This is a genomic window from Streptomyces sp. S3(2020) (genome assembly GCF_013044505.1).
Lineage (GTDB): Bacteria > Actinomycetota > Actinomycetes > Streptomycetales > Streptomycetaceae > Streptomyces.
On the sequence record NZ_JABERD010000037.1, the window covers coordinates 1 to 14,657 of the forward strand.

Here is a 14,657-nt window from a genome sequence, read left to right on the forward strand (position 1 = left end):
TGTTCTCTTGTTCTTAATACCGAGCCGTCGCACGCCGCGCCCTGCACAATCCTCGGGGCCGGCAGCGTACGATGTGTATAAGACACAGTTCCGGGACCGAGCGCAGATGGGCGGCGAGCGCCTCCCACAGCCCCTCCGCGTCCTTCGCGCTCACCCGTCCCCGGCTGCTCATCTGCCGGGCGTTGACCTCTCGGTACAGGGTCGTGTCGATGGATTCCACGACCAGAAGGTGGTCCATCAGCGCGGCCGCGGCCTCGGCGGAACCGATACGGGCCGCCGCCGCGTCCGCGAGGTACTCGCTGCGCTGGGAGGCGCGTGTGGTCAGGAGGTCGAGCAGCGTCACGAGACCTGTGATCAGCCAACGGGGCGGGAGATAGCACAGGTTGACGAAGAGTTCGGGGACGGTCGGGTTGCCGATCGGGGACAGGTGGTAGCGCCAGGTGGTGAGCGAGCCGTAGGCGGTGCCCACGACCATGCAGTGCCGGGTGTCCCCGTGGGTGAAGTGGCCGAACTCGTGGCCCAGGAGGGCGATCCGTTCCTGTGGGGACAGGACCTCCCACAGAGGCAGGCCCAGCGTGAGAACCCGACGGCGGACACCGAGGTGTGTGACGCTCGCGTTGGCCTGCGCGTCGAGGACGATGGTGTCCACGCTCCGGGTGCCCAGGGCTTCCGCGACCTCGTCGACCAGGGCGTACAACTCGGGTGCGACACTCCTGGGCACGACGTGGGCGTCCGCGGGCAGCCGGTTCGGTCTCGGGCGGAGCGTCGCCGCCAGTCCCAGCAGGAACAGCCCGGGCACCATGCCGAAACCGCCCCAGTCGCCGATCAGCAGCCACAGCCCGCCGACGAGCAGGGCCAGGGTCACCCCGTGCACCAGGAGCGCGATGGTGTACGCCAGTGCACCGGCCGCCGACCGCCCGGGCCGCTCGCGCTGCGGGTGTCCGGCCTCGGTGGCCAGGTCTCCCAGCAGCCGTTCGCCGTACTGCTGGGCCATCCGGCGCCGCCGCCGCTCCAACCTGCCCTGCTTCTCCTCGGCCGCCTCCTGCGGATCCACGTTCCAGTCACAGGCCGCGCACCACACGGTGAACCGGCGGTCCCCACGGACCTCCACCCCGCACTGCGGACACGGCTGGACGACCTGTTCCTCGACGGCACGCATCGGCGCACCCTCCCCCCTCCCGGCAGCCCCTCCCCAGAGGCTGCTGTGTACATGACGGGGGCAGTTGATCACAGCCGGGCGGGCCTGGCGAATCCCGTTCGGCGAGGCCCCACGGCCTCAGGCTCCGCGACCACCTCGGGCTCCGCGACCACCTCAGGCTGCTCGATGCCGTCGACGTAGACCGTGCCGCGGTTGTCGATGGCGTTCAGACGGAACCCTCAGGCGCAGACGAGTCCAGTAGCGATCCGGAGTGCACGGCCGTGGCCGCAGTGCTGCTGGGGGCGACCGTCAGAGTGCCGTCAGAGGGCAGCGGCTTTCCTCAGGAAGGGCATGGGGTCAGTGTGCAACTGATGTCACACAACTCACGTGCACCACAGGAGAGCTGGCTGGATCTCAGTCGCTCTTAGGCTGGCCTGCCTTCAGGATCTCCGCGACATCGAGCTTGACCTGTGCCCCAATGGAATCGGGCAAGGTGACCATCTCACCAGGGGAGTACAAGCGGTGGGTTGTGTACTCGTCATCGGCAGGGTCGGTGAGGACGTGTAGACGCTGGTGCTTGCGGTCGACGATCACGTAGACGGGCACATCGGCGTCGGCGTAGGCGCCGACCTTGTTGTGCAGGTCGGTCTTCCAATTGCTGGAGGTGACTTCCAGGACCATTCGGAAGGCGATGGAGTCGTAGCAGTTGCGCTCAATGTGGTGGTTGTCGATGTCCGCGTCGACGATGCAGAGGTCGGGGGTAGCGAAGTCCTCGGGAGCGTCGGGCAGCCAGATGCTGACATTCTGGAGGACCGCGGTATCGCCCCCGTGAAGTCCGGCCATGGCGAAGGGCAGTACAAGGCTGGTCAAAGCCCAGGCGTGGGCAGCGTCCGGGGACGGGGTCACGAGGATCTGGCCTCCGATGATCTCGACGCGATACCCCGGATGGCGTTCCATGATCTCTTCGGCCAGGGCCGTCAGCGAGATGTCGTCGTGCGGCTGCTCGACGGCTGCTGTGGACATCGGTGCCTCCTGTGGGTGGTGCCGAGAGCATCATCGTAGGCCGACCACCACCGGTATGTCCTTGACGATCACGTTCACCCAAACGGGTGTCCGCACGCCAGAGGGCCCCGCTCCCAACGGAAACGGGGCCCTTACAGCCGTACGGAAAGCCGTACCGAGAACGACCTCAGAACCGGCGCGTGATCAGTGCCTTCTTCACCTCGGCGATCGCCTTCGTGACCTCGATGCCGCGGGGGCAGGCGTCCGTGCAGTTGAAGGTGGTGCGGCAGCGCCAGACGCCGTCGCGGTCGTTGAGGATCTCCAGGCGCTGTTCGCCCGCCTCGTCACGGCTGTCGAAGATGAAGCGGTGGGCGTTGACGATGGCGGCCGGGCCGAAGTACTGGCCGTCGTTCCAGAAGACCGGGCAGGACGACGTGCACGCGGCGCAGAGGATGCACTTCGTGGTGTCGTCGAAGCGCTCGCGGTCCTCCGCCGTCTGGAGGCGTTCCCGCGTCGGTTCGTTCGTGTCCTTCGTGATGAGGAAGGGCATGACGTCGCGGTACGCCTGGAAGAACGGCTCCATGTCGACCACGAGGTCCTTCAGGACCGTCAGGCCCTTGATGGGCTCGACCGTGATCGGCTTCTCGGGGTTGATGTCCTTGATCAGCGTCTTGCAGGCAAGGCGGTTCTTGCCGTTGATCCGCATCGCGTCCGAGCCGCAGATGCCGTGGGCGCAGGAGCGGCGGAAGGTGAGCGTGCCGTCCAGGTCCCACTTGATCTTGTGGAGGCCGTCGAGGACGCGCTCCTTCGGGTCGATCTCCAGCTGGAAGTCTTCCCACGTCGCCTCGGCCGAGATCTCCGGGTTGAAGCGGCGGACCCGGAAGGTGACCGTGATGTAGGGGGAGGCTGCCGCTTCCGCCTCGACCTTGTCCAGAACAGGGGTTGCCATCAGTACTTACGCTCCATCGGCTGGTAGCGGGTCTGGACGACCGGCTTGTAGTCGAGACGGATCGACTCGGCGCCGTCGTCGCCCACCTCGCGGTACGCCATGGTGTGGCGCATGAAGTTGACGTCGTCGCGGTTGGGGTAGTCCTCGCGGTAGTGACCGCCGCGGGACTCCTTGCGGGCGAGGGCCGACACCGCCATGACCTCGGCGAGGTCGAGCAGGTTGCCGAGCTCGATCGCCTCAAGGAGGTCCGTGTTGAAGCGACGGCCCTTGTCCTGGATCGAGACGTTCTTGTAGCGCTCGCGCAGCTCCGCGATCTTCTCGACCGCCGTCTTGATCGTCTGCTCGGTGCGGAACACCATGACGTTGGCGTCCATGGTCTCCTGCAGCTCCTTGCGGAGCGTCGCCACCCGCTCGGTGCCGGTGGACGCGCGCAGGTTCTCCACCTGCGCGACCACGAGCTCCGCCGGGTCCTCCGGCAGCTCGACGTAGTCCGCCGTCTGGCTGTACTCCGCCGCCGCGATACCGGCCCGACGGCCGAACACGTTGATGTCCAGGAGGCTGTTCGTGCCGAGGCGGTTGGCGCCGTGGACCGACACACAGGCCACCTCGCCGGCCGCGTACAGGCCGGGGACGACCGTCGTGTTGTCGCTCAGGACCTCACCCTCGACGTTCGTCGGGATGCCGCCCATGGCGTAGTGCGCGGTGGGCTGGATCGGGATCGGGTCCGTGTACGGCTCGATACCGAGGTACGTGCGCGCGAACTCCGTGATGTCGGGCAGCTTGGCGTCCAGCTGCTCCGGCGGGAGGTGGGTGAGGTCCAGGTACACGTGGTCGCCCTCGGGGCCACAGCCACGGCCCTCGCGGATCTCCGTGTAGATGGAGCGGGACACGACGTCACGGGACGCGAGGTCCTTCATGACCGGCGCGTACTTCTCCATGAAGCGCTCGCCGTCCTTGTTGCGGAGGATGCCGCCCTCACCGCGGGCGCCCTCCGTCAGCAGGATGCCCATGCGCCAGATGCCGGTCGGGTGGAACTGGAAGAACTCCATGTCCTCCAGCGGCAGACCGCGACGGTAGACCGCCGCCTGGCCGTCACCCGTCAGCGTGTGCGCGTTCGACGTCACCTTGAAGAACTTGCCGGTGCCGCCGGACGCGTAGATCACGGCCTTCGCCTGGAAGACGTGGATCTCACCGGTCGCGAGCTCGTAGGCCACGACGCCCGCCGAGCGCTTGACGCCGTCGACCTCGGTGATCAGCTGGTCCAGGACGTAGAACTCGTTGAAGAACTCCACGCCCTCCTTGACGCAGTTCTGGTACAGCGTCTGGAGGATCATGTGGCCGGTGCGGTCCGCGGCGTAGCAGGACCGGCGGACCGGGGCCTCGCCGTGGTTGCGCGAGTGACCGCCGAAGCGGCGCTGGTCGATGGTGCCGTTCGGGGTGCGGTTGAACGGCAGGCCCATCTTCTCCAGGTCGAGGACGGCGTCGATGGCCTCCTTCGCCAGGATCTCGGCGGCGTCCTGGTCGACCAGGTAGTCACCGCCCTTGACCGTGTCGAAGGTGTGCCACTCCCAGTTGTCCTCCTCCACGTTGGCCAGCGCGGCGGCCATGCCGCCCTGCGCGGCGCCCGTGTGGGAGCGGGTGGGGTAGAGCTTCGTGAGCACGGCGGTACGGCTGCGCTTCGTCGACTCGATCGCGGCGCGCATGCCGGCGCCGCCCGCGCCGACGATGACGGTGTCGTACTTGTGGATCTTCATCAGGAAATTCCTCAGTCCCTCAGTCCCGTGGCCTAGCGGATGTTCGGGTCGAAGGTGAAGATCACCAGCGTGCCCAGCAGGATGGTGAACACCGTGGCGGTGTAGAGCAGGCCCTTGAGCCACAGCCGGGTGTTCGCGCGCTCCGCGTAGTCGTTGATGACCGTGCGCAGGCCGTTGGCGCCGTGCAGCATCGCGAGCCACAGCATCAGCAGGTCCCAGACCTGCCAGAACGGGGACGCCCAGCGGCCGGCCACGAAGGCGAAGCCGATCTTGGAGACGCCGCCGTCGAGCACCAGCTGGATCAGCAGGTGGCCGAGGACCAGGACGACCAGCACGATGCCGGACAGGCGCATGAACAGCCAGGCGGCCATCTCGAAGTTGCCCCGGGTGGACCGGGGGGTCTTCTTGGTCCGCTTGCGCGGGGCCTCGATGAGGGGGGCCGGGTTGTCGACGTCGTAGAGGGAGTCGCCCTCGACGGGGCCGATGCCCGAGACGTCAGCGGTCTTCTCAGTGGTGGACATACGCGTCAGCTCCCGAACAGTTCACGAGCGGCGTGGCCGAGGACGGGGTAGATCGCCCCGATCATCAGCACGACCCACAGGCCGACGACCGTCCAGAGCATCTGCTTCTGGTAGCGCGGGCCCTTCGACCAGAAGTCGACGGCGATGACACGCAGGCCGTTGAGCGCGTGGAAGAGGATGGCGGCGACGAGGCCGTACTCCAGACACGCGACGAGCGGGGTCTTGTAAGAGGCTACGACCCTGTCGTAGTCCTCAGGGGAGACACGGACGAGAGCGGTGTCCAGCACGTGAACGAACAGGAAGAAGAAGATGAGGACGCCGGTGACTCGATGAGCCACCCAGGACCACATTCCTTCCCGGCCGCGGTACAGCGTTCCAGCCGGCACGGAAGTCCCTCCGGGAGCGGGGATCGGGGCCGCCGGCTTGTGCTGTCGGTCTGGCCCGGCCGGGTACGGTCCACCGGCCCCCAGCATCGTAGCGACGTGTTGTCGGGATGCTTACAGCGGCCCAACCGATGTGATCAAAGTGGCACGGACGGGCTAGAGGGGCGCCCGGTTCCGTCCTGTGCCGGGTGCGGGCGCGTTGTGGCTGGTCGCGCCCCGCGGTGGGCCGCCGATGTCACAGCCCCGCGTCCCTGGCGGCATGTGCCAGACGTCCTCTCGCCAGGCGCCGTAGTTCCTCCGCCGCCACCACCCGTTCGTCCTCCGGATCGTTCGTCAAACGTGACCGGATGCCCGCCAGTACGTGGTCCAGGGCCTCGCCCGGCGGCAGTCCGTCCAGGCAGATGACGAACGAATGGCCGAACTTCGACTCGTATGCCGCGTGTGCCGCGTTCAGTGCCATATGGGCGGCTTCGTACATGCCGTCCGGCAGTGCCGGCAGCGTCTCTCCCGCCAGCGCCTCCGACAGATCGCCCAGAGACAGGTCGTACGCCGCCTCGTCCGACGCGGCCTGCAAGGACTCCAGGTCCGGGTACGGGCGGTGGTCCGCCACCCGGCGGGCCCAGCGCAGGCTGCGCAGGCAGGTGAGAAGGAGGTCGTGGGCTTCTTCGGGGGACGCGGTGTTGAAGGCGTCCAGCAGATTCGGCGACCGTGGGGTGCGGGTCTGCTCGGGCAGGGCCGGTATGGCGACTCGGCCGGGAAGGTGTGTGGGCGTCACGTGTGTTTCGGCAGGGGAAGCTGTGTGAGGTGTTGCGTCACGTTATCGAGAGTGGGCATGACGTGTCTGACGGACAACCGAATTTCACTCGAACGGCAGAGTTTCGGAACGTCGGGTGGACACTTCCGGCCACTCCTCATGTCTAGGTTGGCGTCGTGAGCCAGCACAGGCGCCGGCCGTCGGCGGAGAAGGCACGGCAGACACGGCAGATGAGGACACGGGCGGTCGTCGTCGCGGCGGTGGCCGCGACCGTCGCCGCGGGGGTGGGGCTCGGGTTGTGGGCCTCCGGGGACGACGGTGACGGCGGGCCCGCGGGATCGGCGCGGCCGACGTCCCCCGCCGGGGCGTCGGCGGCCTCGCCCAGCGCCTCCCGGGAGACGCCGAGTCCGTCTCCCACCCGCTCCTACCCCCTCTCCAGGACCCCGCGCACGATTCCCGCCGTGCAGGCCCACACCCCGGCGCGCGGCCCCGGCTGGCGGCCGCAGCGCGGGGCGCGGGTCGTGGTGAGCGACGCGGAACTCGCCGAGGAGGGGCGGCTGGTCGCGGGCGAGCTGGGGCTGACGTACGCGGGGGAGCGGGCGGACGACAAGGCCGGGGACCTGCGGCTGGCCCTCGACGACGGTGAGGGGGGCGATCCGGAGTCGTACACCATGACCGTGCGCGACGGGCGGGTCGGCATCAGCGGGCCCGCCGACTCCGGGGTCTTCTACGGGACCCGCACCCTCAAGCAGGCGGTGCACGGCGGCGGTACGGCGCCGGAGGGCGTCGTACGGGACGGGCCGGCCAAGCCGGTGCGCGGGTTCTCCCTCGACATCGCGCGCAAGCACTTCACCGCGGGCTGGATCGAGGACCGGGTCCGGGAGCTGGGCGATCTGAAGTTCAACCAGCTGCAACTGCACTTCTCCGACGACCAGGGGTTCCGGATCGAGTCCGACTCGCACCCCGAGATCGTGTCCGCCCAGCACCTCACCAAGGCCGAGGTCCGGAAGATCGTCCAGCTCGCCGGGCAGCGGCACATCACGGTCGTACCCGAGATCGACTCGCCCGGGCACCTCGGTGCCGTGCTCGCCGCGCACCCCGAACTGCAACTGCGGAACGTGTCCGGCGTCGCCACGCGCGGCGCGATCGACATCTCCAAGGAGGGGTCCGCCACGATCGTCGACGACCTCCTCGACGAGTACGCCGGCCTCTTCCCCGGCGTGCCCTGGCACCTCGGTGGCGACGAGTACCAGGCGCTGGTGGTGAGCGACCCGGAGGCGTCGTACCCGCAGCTGGCCGCCGCCGCGAAGGAGGCGTACGGGTCCGGCGGGACCGTCGCCGACCTCACCACCGGGTGGCTCAACGACCGCGCCGACACCGTGCGCGCCCACGACAGGACCCCGCTGGCCTGGAACGACGGCTTCTTCCGCGGTACGTCCGTGCAGCCCGACGCCGACATCCAGGTCGCCTACTGGACCGGCAAGGAGATCGGGGCGCGGCAGCCCGTGGAGTATCTGAGCGCGGGGCGCGAACTGGTCAACTACAACGACGAGTTCCTCTACTACGTCCTCGGGCAGCCCAACAACTTCGTCTACCCGACGGGACAGCGGATCTACGAGCTGTGGACGCCGCGGGTGGTGCGCGGCACGCTCGCGGTCCCGGCGAAGTACGACGACCAGATCCTCGGCGGGTACTTCGCGGTCTGGTGCGACCTCGCGAACTCCCAGACGCAGGACCAGGTCGCGGCCGGTGTCCGGATGCCGCTGCGGGCGCTGGTGCAGAAGCTGTGGGACGCGGAGAAGCCGGATCAGTCCTGGACGGAGTTCAAGGCGCTGGCGGACCGGCTGGGCTGAGGGTGACGAGTGGACTTACGGCGCCGGTGAACCGTATGTTCCGCTTGCCGTGCGTGAGGCTCTGGGGAGGGCCGGGTGCGGTGTTCCGTATGTCTCAGTCCTCGGGGGAACCTCGCCGTGATCGAAAATCCGCATGCCCAGCTCAAGGCCGTACCTACCGTCTGGCTGCGGTCGCCGGTCGGGCTCGGGTGGGCCGCCGTCGCGGGGCTGGGTGCCGTGATCGCCGCCGACCTGTTCGCGGTCTGGGCGGACGTCGTCATGCGCGACGTGACCGGCGACCTCGCGAGCGGGGTGGCGGTCGGTGAGCGCGCCGACCGTGCGGACCGGCTCTACTCCGTCGCCGGCACCGTCCAGACGGTCGCGCTGCTCACCACCGCCGTCCTGTTCCTGTGCTGGTTCCACCGGGTGCGGGTCAACGCCGAGGTGTTCCGGCCGGACGGCCACAGCAAGACGCGGAGCTGGGCGGTCTGGGGCTGGATCGTGCCGGTCGTCAACCTCTGGTTCCCGCGCCGGATCACGCTGGACATCTGGGACGCCAGCAGCCCTTGGGGCGTGCCCCGGCCGCATGGGCTGGTCAACACCTGGTGGACGTTCTGGGTCGTCTCCCTGCTCTCCGGACGGGCCGCGTCCCGCGCGTACACCCGGGCCGAGAGCGCCGAGGAGATCCAGGACGCCGCGGGCCAGATGCTGTTCGCGGACGTCGTCGACATCGGGGCCGCCGCGCTCGCCATCGCCGTCGTGCTGCGGCTGACACGAATGCAGAACGAGAAGGCCCATCAGGGGCCTTCCGCCACCCTTGCCTGAGGCGCGCCCGCGTCGCCGTCTGAGGGTCGGGCCCGCGTCGCCGCCTGAGGGTCGAGCCCGCGTCGCCGCCTGAGGCGCGGGCCTACGTCGCCGTCTGAGGTGCGGGCCCGCGTCGCCGTCTGGGGGGCGGGCTCGTGCCGTCTGGGGGGTTCGTGTCGCCTTGGCCTGGGGCACCGGCCCTCGCCTCAGCCTTGGGGGGTGCTCCGGTCTGCGCCGGAGGGTGGGGTTCGCGTCGTCTGGTAGAGGGTCCGTTGGGCTTCCGCCTGGGGTGCTGGCTCTCGCTTCCGTCTTGGGGGGTGCTCCGGTCTGCGCCGGAGGGTGGGGTTCGCGTCGTCCGGGAGGGGGTTCGCTGGGCTTCCGCCTGGGGTGTCGGCTCTCGCCTCCGTCTTGGGGGCCGCTCCTGTCGCCGTCGGAGGGCCAGCCCGCGTGGTCGCCAGAGGGTGGGGTCCGCGCCGTCTGAGGGATTCGGTTCGCCTCGGCCTGGGGTGCCGGCTCTCGCTTCCGTCTTGGGGGGTGCTCCGGTCTGCGCCGGAGGGCGGGGTCCGCGTCTTCCGGGAGGGGGTCCGCCTGGCCTCCGTCTGGGGTGCCGCCGCTCGCCTCCGTCTTGGGGGTCGCTCCGGCCTGCGCCTGCGGGTGGGCGTGTCGTCTGAGGGGTTTGCTTCGCCTCCGTCTGGGTGTGGCTCTCGCTCCGTCCTGGGGGGGGCGCCCCTGTGTGCCGCCGGAGGGGCACCCGCGTTGCTGCTGGAGGGTGGGGCCGTGCCGTCTGAGGGGTTCGCTTTGCTTCTGTCTGGGGTGCTGGCTGTCGCCTCCGTCCTGAGGGGCGCCCCTGTGTGCCGCCGGAGGGGCACCCGCGTTGCTGCTGGAGGGTGGGGCCGTGCCGTCTGAGGGGTTCGCTTCGCCTCTGCCTAGGGCGCAGGCCCTCGCCCCGTCCTGAGAGTCGCCCCCGCCCCCGCCGGAGGAACCGAGCGGCCTGCACAGGGGTGCGGCTGAAGGGGTGGATTGTCCGATACGGCTGCGAACTGCCGTACGACTGTGGTGTATTCGGCCCCGAGCCGCAGCCGAGACGCCGGGGGGAGCCGGGAATGGGCTACTGGGGGTATTTCGTCGTGGGTCGCAGTGAGCGGCCGCTCGGGGAGTTGGACGCGCTGGCGGGGGCCGAGGGGCTGACCCTGCGGGCGGAGGCGTCCGGGGGATGGCAGGTGTGGGAGTACCCGAGCGGGGAGGGGGACGTCGGGTCCATGAACTCCCTGGCCCGGGAGACCGGGGCGCCCGCGCTCTTCGGGTACGTGATGGACAGCGACTGCGTGGTCGTGGAGGCGGCCGGGCCGCAGAGCGGGGCCTGGACGACCTGTCTGGCGCGGACCGCGATGGCCAGGTACATCGGCGCAGGCAACGAGGACCTCACCCTGGAGGACTACTTCCTGGAACCGCGGGACGCCGCCGAACGGGCCGTCTCCTGGGCCAAGGAGGCCGGGCACGCCGTCGTGGCCGAGCGGCTGGTGGAGGTACTGACCGCGGACCCCGACCCATTGGCCGAAAACCTGTTCTTCCGGCTGCTCGACCGACTCGCCGTGGTCCCGCTGTGACACTCCGGCGCCGTCGCACGCAGTAAGGGGAAGTGCGGGCTCCGTCAGGGAAGCCGCAGGCTAGGGAGGCGTGGGATGAGTCTGGTGGAGCTGATCGCACAGGCCGACGAACGCGGACTGGCCGCCAGCGGGTTGGCTTGTTTGGACCGGTGCGTGCCCCTGCTGGGCGGGGACGACGAACTCCTGCGACCGCTGTGGGCGAGCCTCGCCGACACCGGCGACTGGGGTGCGGGTCTGGAGGCCGCGCGCGGCAAACTCGGTGGCGGGGACGAGGCCGCCGAGGACGAGGCCGCCGTGCTCGCCCGCCGGATGCTCGACGCCGCGCCCGCCACACCGGACGCCGCCGAGGTACGGGTGTGGGCCGACGCCTGCTCCGTCGCCTCGCTCCAGATCCACCGCCTCCTCGACCCCGCCGCCGACGACGCCCCTCTCGACGCCCGCCGCGAAGGCCGCACGCAGGGCATGCCCCCGCTCGTCGCCGCCGAACTGCGCCGCCAGGTCACCGTCCTGGAGGTACTCGCCGGGCACGGCACGGCCGGGTTGCGGCGGGCGCTGGAGGTGTCGGTGGAGGGCCGGCGGGTGTTGCGGGCGGTGGTGTCACGGCGCGCTCGCGGGCGGAGTTGAGGGACCGGAGACGGGTCGGATACGGACCGGAGACGGACCGGAAGGTGAGAGGGGCGGCCCCCCGGGCCACTCCGCGGCTCACAGGACCAGCCACTTCACCACCGCGTCGCCGTACTGCGCCGTCTGCCCGTAGAACGCCGTGAGATCCCGGTGGGCCGCCGCGAACGCGCCGCGCACCTCCGGCTCCGCGTCCTGGCCCTCGTAGGGCTTCAGCAGGTCGGCGCGCGCGTTCCGCCACAGCGCCTCGAAGTCGGCGGTGGCGAGATACGCGGCGACGCGGTTCGTCTGGGCCGCGGTCAGCAGCTGGAACGGTGGTGACGACGGGTCGCGGTGCGGTATCCGCCGGCCCCCGAGGACCACCTGCGTGTGCGGGCCCTCGCCGGGCAGCGCGTCGGCGTACAGGTGCTCATGGTCGAGGTAGCCGCCGTCCAGCACCTCTTCCCGGTGACGGCCGATCCGCTCCCGTACGGCGTCCCAGCCGTCCTCGAAGAGCTTCTCCAGCCAGGCCGGGCTGTTGCGCAGTGCGGCGGGCGGAATGGCGCGGAAGTGGAAGTACATGCTCATCAGTGACAGGAGCGCACGGGAGCGGCGAACCGTCACTCCCGGGCAGAACGCGCACCTGGGAGCGGACTGTGACCGTCATGGGGCGGAGGTGGGGCGAAGGTGGGGCGGTCCTGCGCCGGTATCGGGATCGGGCCGGAAACGGGTGACGAACCGGCTCTCCCGCACGCTCTTGGGGATGTGACGACCCATGCGATGACACAGATGACACGGATGGCACAGACGACCCCGCAGTCGGCCAGGCCCCCCGCGGCGACGAAGCCGATGCGATGGGCGGCGGACGCGGTGGCGACGATGCGCGAGGGCGCGCGGGTACGGCTCGACTACTCGGCGCAGAGTCTGTGGCGCGTCGACCGGATGGTCGAGGACCTGCGGCGCGAGGGCACACCGTACGCCGCCGTCGAAGCGGTGCTGCGCGGCTTCGGCGCGTACGCGGGTGAGGTGATCGTCCGTCAGTCCGGTGCCGAATGGTGGGCGAGCGGGGGTGACCACTGGATCCGTACGCCCGACGGGCTGCTGTGGGATCCGATGGACGAGGCCCGGAGGTGCTTCGCCGGGCACGGTTCGCTGCGGTTGCTGTGCCGGGACGCGACAGGCGCCGCCCGGCCGTAGCACCGTTCCCGGCGTCCTCGTGCCGTACGGCGAAGAGTCACTCCCGTGACCTGTGATGTTCCCGGGGCGGCATCCGCTGGGACAGCGGGGAGTGCAAGCCGAACGAAGGGGTGGGGTCCATGGAGAAGCAGGCCGAACGGGTGCCGTGCGCGAGCGGGATGCGGGCACGGGCGGCGGAGTTCGTCGCCGGGATCACCGCCCGCAACCGGCTGCCGCTGGACTACTCCGTGGCCAGTCTGCGGGTCGTCGACTTCCTGGTCGACGGCTTGCGCAAGGGCGGCGCCGACCGGGAGCGGGCGCGCGGACCGCTGCTCGCGCTGGGTGCCTACGTCGGTGAGGTGCTGGTGCGCCGGGCGGGCGCGGTGTGGGTCGATCTGGACGAGGCGCAGCGCGGGTACTTCGGCCAGCCGGTCGGCGTCCGGATGCCCGACGGCCGGGTCTGGAACCCCCTCGGCAAGGTCCTCAACCGCTTCGAGGCGGGCGGCCCCGAGGAGTCCCTCCAGACCTTCTACCTGACCCTGCACGGGCGGGCCCGGCACCGCCGCGGCGTCCGGACCGCCACCTGACCGTGCCGTGGACGCGCTGCACGCGCTGCACGCGGTGGCCGAGGGGAAGCCCGCCGTCTTCGCGACACGCGGGGCGCAGTGACACATCCGTGGCGTCCGGCGCTGTTGACCGTGGGGGAACCCCGCAAGGGCGGCCATGCCGAACGGTGTCGAACATTGCCGAACGGTGACGGACCGCCACGAAACGGTACGGACGAGGACAGTTCTTGGGTCGAGGAGGGGAACCCCGCCGCGTGCAGGCGTACGACGGGGAGCTCGGCGCGGCGGTCGCGCGGGCCCAGGAAGGCGACGAGGCCGCCTTCGCGGTCGCGTACCGGCTCGTGCAGCCCGGTCTGCTCGGCTACCTCCGCGGGATCGTCGGCGACGACGCCGAGGACGTGGCCTCCGACGCCTGGCTGGAGATCGCCCGCGACCTCGGCCGCTTCAAGGGCGACGGGGCCGGCTTCCGCGGCTGGACCGCCACCATCGGCCGGCACCGGGCGCTGGACCATCTGCGCCGGCTGAGGGTGCGGCCCCGGTCGACGGCGCTGGAGCAGGACGTACTGGATCTGCCGGGCCCGCACAGCACCCACGACCAGGCACTGGAGTCGATCTCCACGGACCACGCCCTCGAACTGGTCCGGGGCCTGCCCCGCGATCAGGCGGAGGCCGTGCTGCTGCGGGTGGTCGTCGGTCTCGACGGTCCCGCCGCCGCCCGCGTCCTCGGCAAGCGGCCGGGCGCGGTGCGTACCGCCGCCTACCGGGGCCTGAAGCGTCTGGCCCAGCAGCTGGGCGTCGAGAGTGTGACGGATGACGATCCCCGAACGCTGGGGGAGTCGAAGTAGTGAGAGACGACGACGGCGGCGGCAGGCCGGACAGGAACAGGGCCGGGACAGGGACGGGAACGGGCATGGGTGAAGGGCGGAGCGGCGGCGGGGCCGACGGTCTGGAGACACTGCTCGCCGCCGCCATGCGCGAGGACGTCGCCTTGCGCGAGGACCGCGCCGGTGACGACGGCGAGCGCCAGGCCGTCGCCGCGTTCCGGGCCGCCCGTGACGCCGGGGCGCACCGGGCCCGCACCCGCCGCCGGGACGACTGGCGGCCCCGCGAGCAGCGCCGGCTGTCCCGCTCCCTGCGGACCACGCTCTCCGTCTTCCTGGCCAGCCTCACCCTCGGCGGCGTCGCGTTCGCCACGATCGGCACGGACGGCTCGTCGCCCGAGGCCGGGAAGAACGACACGCCCCGCCCACAGGCCTCCGCCCCCGTACGGCAGCCGAGCGCCCCCGCCACTGCCACCGAAAGCCCTGCCGCGCGGCCCGACCGCCCGGTCACCGCCCAGGACACCGAGGCCCACTGCCGTGCCTACGACAAGGTCCGAGGCCGCGGCAACGCGCTGGACTCCACGGCCTGGCAGCGGCTCGTGGCCGCGGCGGGTGGCGAGGGAAACATCGCGCAGTACTGCGCCGGCCAGCTGTCCCAGGACAAGAAGCAGGACCAGACGACGGACGCGCCCGGCAAGAGCGAGAAGAACACCGACAACCCGGCCGCCAAGAAGAAGCAGTAGCCCCATG

Annotated in this window: 16 protein-coding genes; 8 read left to right on the forward strand and 8 right to left on the reverse strand. The window is 70.5% G+C overall.

Translation table 11 applies throughout. The annotated features are described in order from the left end of the window. Window positions 1–13 precede the first annotated feature (13 nt). The 7 genes from HLK59_RS14765 to HLK59_RS14795 all read right to left on the reverse strand — a co-directional run bounded on the left by HLK59_RS14765 (window position 14) and on the right by HLK59_RS14795 (window position 6,522). On the reverse strand, window positions 14–1,159 hold the full coding sequence (locus HLK59_RS14765; protein WP_206327137.1) for a M48 family metallopeptidase: 1,146 nt from the start codon (window positions 1,157–1,159) through the stop codon (window positions 14–16). Between the two features lie 393 nt (window positions 1,160–1,552). Next, window positions 1,553–2,161: a Uma2 family endonuclease gene (locus HLK59_RS14770; protein ID WP_171141871.1), complete on the reverse strand. Its 609-nt coding sequence runs from the start codon at window positions 2,159–2,161 to the stop codon at window positions 1,553–1,555. Window positions 2,162–2,327: 166 nt separating this feature from the next. Further along, entirely contained in the window at window positions 2,328–3,089 is a 762-nt protein-coding gene (locus HLK59_RS14775) for a succinate dehydrogenase iron-sulfur subunit (RefSeq protein WP_171141872.1), read from the reverse strand. Then, window positions 3,089–4,843, reverse strand: coding sequence for a succinate dehydrogenase flavoprotein subunit (sdhA, locus tag HLK59_RS14780; RefSeq protein ID WP_171141873.1), 1,755 nt, complete (start codon window positions 4,841–4,843; stop codon window positions 3,089–3,091). The genes HLK59_RS14775 and sdhA overlap by 1 nt, the downstream gene beginning before the upstream one ends. Window positions 4,844–4,875: 32 nt before the next feature. Then, a complete protein-coding gene (locus HLK59_RS14785; RefSeq protein WP_171141874.1) occupies window positions 4,876–5,364 on the reverse strand; it encodes a succinate dehydrogenase hydrophobic membrane anchor subunit in 489 nt (162 codons plus the stop codon). A 5-nt stretch (window positions 5,365–5,369) separates the two neighbouring features. After that, entirely contained in the window at window positions 5,370–5,750 is a 381-nt protein-coding gene (gene sdhC, locus HLK59_RS14790) for a succinate dehydrogenase, cytochrome b556 subunit (RefSeq protein WP_171141875.1), read from the reverse strand. 232 nt (window positions 5,751–5,982) lie between these two features. Beyond that, a complete protein-coding gene (locus HLK59_RS14795; protein WP_171141876.1) occupies window positions 5,983–6,522 on the reverse strand; it encodes a 2-oxo-4-hydroxy-4-carboxy-5-ureidoimidazoline decarboxylase in 540 nt (179 codons plus the stop codon). A 209-nt stretch (window positions 6,523–6,731) separates the two neighbouring features. Between HLK59_RS14795 and HLK59_RS14800 the strand changes: the two genes are divergently transcribed. The 4 genes from HLK59_RS14800 (at window position 6,732) to HLK59_RS14815 (ending at window position 11,368) form a co-directional block, all read left to right on the forward strand. Further along, window positions 6,732–8,354 (forward strand): glycoside hydrolase family 20 protein, encoded by a 1,623-nt coding sequence (locus HLK59_RS14800; protein WP_171141922.1) that lies wholly within the window; start codon window positions 6,732–6,734, stop codon window positions 8,352–8,354. Between the two features lie 117 nt (window positions 8,355–8,471). Further along, window positions 8,472–9,158 carry a DUF4328 domain-containing protein gene (locus HLK59_RS14805; protein WP_171141877.1) on the forward strand — a complete coding sequence of 229 codons (687 nt, stop codon included), beginning with the start codon at window positions 8,472–8,474 and terminating at the stop codon, window positions 9,156–9,158. A 1,082-nt stretch (window positions 9,159–10,240) separates the two neighbouring features. After that, window positions 10,241–10,744 carry a hypothetical protein gene (locus HLK59_RS14810; protein ID WP_171141878.1) on the forward strand — a complete coding sequence of 168 codons (504 nt, stop codon included), beginning with the start codon at window positions 10,241–10,243 and terminating at the stop codon, window positions 10,742–10,744. Between the two features lie 75 nt (window positions 10,745–10,819). After that, window positions 10,820–11,368, forward strand: a complete 549-nt coding sequence (locus HLK59_RS14815) for a hypothetical protein (protein WP_171141879.1) — start codon at window positions 10,820–10,822, stop codon at window positions 11,366–11,368. Between the two features lie 78 nt (window positions 11,369–11,446). On the opposite strand, the gene HLK59_RS14820 is transcribed toward HLK59_RS14815, so the two are convergent. Beyond that, window positions 11,447–11,932: a DUF1877 family protein gene (locus HLK59_RS14820; RefSeq protein WP_171141880.1), complete on the reverse strand. Its 486-nt coding sequence runs from the start codon at window positions 11,930–11,932 to the stop codon at window positions 11,447–11,449. A gap of 201 nt (window positions 11,933–12,133) precedes the next feature. Between HLK59_RS14820 and HLK59_RS14825 the strand changes: the two genes are divergently transcribed. The 4 genes from HLK59_RS14825 (at window position 12,134) to HLK59_RS14840 (ending at window position 14,650) form a co-directional block, all read left to right on the forward strand. Beyond that, window positions 12,134–12,541 (forward strand): hypothetical protein, encoded by a 408-nt coding sequence (locus HLK59_RS14825; RefSeq protein WP_240982420.1) that lies wholly within the window; start codon window positions 12,134–12,136, stop codon window positions 12,539–12,541. Between the two features lie 119 nt (window positions 12,542–12,660). Further along, window positions 12,661–13,107 (forward strand): hypothetical protein, encoded by a 447-nt coding sequence (locus tag HLK59_RS14830; protein WP_171141881.1) that lies wholly within the window; start codon window positions 12,661–12,663, stop codon window positions 13,105–13,107. A gap of 206 nt (window positions 13,108–13,313) precedes the next feature. Further along, window positions 13,314–13,931, forward strand: coding sequence for an RNA polymerase sigma factor (locus tag HLK59_RS14835; protein ID WP_171141882.1), 618 nt, complete (start codon window positions 13,314–13,316; stop codon window positions 13,929–13,931). Between the two features lie 65 nt (window positions 13,932–13,996). Then, window positions 13,997–14,650: a hypothetical protein gene (locus HLK59_RS14840; protein ID WP_171141883.1), complete on the forward strand. Its 654-nt coding sequence runs from the start codon at window positions 13,997–13,999 to the stop codon at window positions 14,648–14,650. Window positions 14,651–14,657 lie beyond the last annotated feature (7 nt).